This window comes from Sagittula marina, from assembly GCF_014196795.1.
Classification (GTDB): domain Bacteria; phylum Pseudomonadota; class Alphaproteobacteria; order Rhodobacterales; family Rhodobacteraceae; genus Sagittula; species Sagittula marina.
On sequence record NZ_JACIEJ010000037.1, the window covers coordinates 1 to 2,170 of the forward strand.

The 2,170-nt window shown below is 56.8% G+C and carries 1 protein-coding gene and 2 pseudogenes; all 3 read left to right on the forward strand.

What is annotated here, in order from left to right; all coding sequences use genetic code 11:
- A pseudogene (locus GGQ68_RS24015) lies at window positions 1-700 on the forward strand (IS3 family transposase); the annotation flags it as partial.
- A gap of 195 nt (window positions 701-895) precedes the next feature.
- Complete coding sequence (locus GGQ68_RS24020; protein ID WP_183970536.1) at window positions 896-1,948, forward strand: IS110 family RNA-guided transposase; 1,053 nt, start codon at window positions 896-898, stop codon at window positions 1,946-1,948.
- A gap of 16 nt (window positions 1,949-1,964) precedes the next feature.
- Window positions 1,965-2,150, forward strand: a pseudogene (locus tag GGQ68_RS24025) (IS3 family transposase); the annotation flags it as partial.
- Window positions 2,151-2,170 lie beyond the last annotated feature (20 nt).

Sequence of the window (2,170 nt, forward strand, 5' to 3'; positions counted from 1 at the left end):
CCACGGTGTTCTTTGCGAGCCAAAAGCCGTGAGGTTTAAGTTCATTGAAGAACACCGAAATCAGTTTCCAACAGAGCGCTTGTGTAGGGTTATGGACGTGAGTACGCGTGGATTACGGGCGTTCCGCACCCGCCCAGCCAGTCGCAGGCAGCGATCTGATCTGGTCACACTGGCGCATATCAAAGAGCAATCGCGTCTCAGCCTGGGCAGCTATGGTCGGCCACGGATGACGGAAGAGTTGAAGGAAATTGGCTTGGACGTCGGTCATCGCCGGGTGGGCCGTTTGATGCGACAGAACGGCATATCCGTTGTGCGAACCCGCAAACACAAGGTCACAACGGATAGCGATCATAAGTTCAACATTGCGCCCAATCTGCTGGATCGAGACTTCGCCGCGGATCAACGAAACCAGAAATGGGCAGGCGACATAAGCTACGTCTGGACCCGCGAGGGTTGGCTGTATCTTGCTGTGATTTTGGACCTGCACTCACGCCGTGTCATTGGTTGGGCTGTGAGCAACCGCATGAAACGGGACTTGGCGATCCGTGCGTTGAAGACGGCCATCGCGTTCCGGCAACCGCCAAAAGGCTGCATCCATCACACGGATCGCGGGTCGCAATATTGCTCCCACGACTACCAGAAGATCCTGCGCCAGAATGGCTTCAAGGTGTCCATGAGTGGCAAAGGCAATTGCTATGACTGTGAATATGGTATTGCGGCTTGATGGCCTGACCCATGCTACGATTGACTACGTGTCATTGTGTTGACGTGTCGACCGTCAAGCCGCCCCGGCAACGGGCGAGATGTGACCTTATAGGAGCCTGACGGGGACGCCCCATCACAGTCCTGTCCCCTCGGATCGGTGCCCGGGCATATCTCAGGCAGCGAGGGCACCATGAAGACCGCACACCCAGTTATCATTGGCATCGACACGCACAAGGCAATCCACGTAGCTGTCGCGATTGATACCCAAGGCACTCGGCTGGCCGCGCTGTCTATTCCAACCAACCGGAAGGGGTATCTGGAACTGGAGCGCTGGTCGCGGTCTCATGGAGAAGTTCTGGCGTTTGGGATCGAAGGAACTGGGTCTTATGGCGCTGGCCTCTCTCGGCATTTACTCTCTCAGGGCCACACCGTCGTTGAGGTGACGCGCCCAAATCGCCAGCTGCGATACACGCAAGGCAAGACCGATAGCCTGGACGCAGAAGGCGCCGCCAGATCCGTTCTTTCCGGACAAGCCACGGCACGTCCAAAGACACACACTGGGTCGTCTGAAATGATCCGGCATCTGAAAATCGCAAGAGATACAGCTGTCAAATCGCGCTCACAAGCGATGGTGACCTTGAAGACACTGATTATCAACGCGCCAGCCGAGCTGCGCGAAACCCTGGATCAAATCCGAGGAAAAATTGCGCTCATCCGGCATATCGCCGCGTTTAGGCCCGGCAACATCGATAGCCCGCTGGCCTCGGCGAAAATGGCTATGAAAGCGTTGGCGCGGCGCTGGTTGTGGCTGCACGAGGAGGTCCTCACCCACGACGCCGAATTGGAACGTCTTGTCACGGCACGTGCGCCGACACTGATGGCCTCGCATGGTATTGCGACATTGACCATTGCCGAGATGTTGATCCTCGTCGGAGACGACCCGACACGCATTCGTTCCGAAGCAGCCTTTGCAAAGCTCTGCGGGGTTTGCCCCATCCCTGCATCCAGTGGCAGAACCCGCCGCTTCCGTTTGAACCGTGGTGGCAATCGGCAAGCCAACGCAGCACTCTATCGCGTGGCCATCGTCAGGATGCGAAGCCATGAACCAACACTTGCCTATGTCAGAAAGCGCACGAAAGACGGGAAGAGCAAAAGCGAGATAATCCGGTGCCTGAAACGCTACATCGTCCGCGAAATCTACAGCCAGCTTTGTGTGCCAAAAACAGCTGAAATCGCGACTTGACCGATATAGGAGCTTCAATGCCGCCGTCGAGACGTTCTTTAAAACCATCAAGGCCGAGCTGATTTGGCGTCGGTCATGGGAAACACGGCGCCAAGCTCAGATGGCCATCTTTGAATACATCAACGGCTTCTACAATCCGCGACGCCGACACTCAGCGTTGGGCTGGAAAAGCCCTGTCGCGTTCGAGCGGAAGGTGGCCTAAACGAGCACCTGGGGCGGCAC

Coding starts and splice junctions, on each gene's coding strand:
- GGQ68_RS24020 (WP_183970536.1), top strand. CDS start 896: ATGAAGACCGCACACCCAGTTATCATTGGCATCGACACGCACAAGGCA.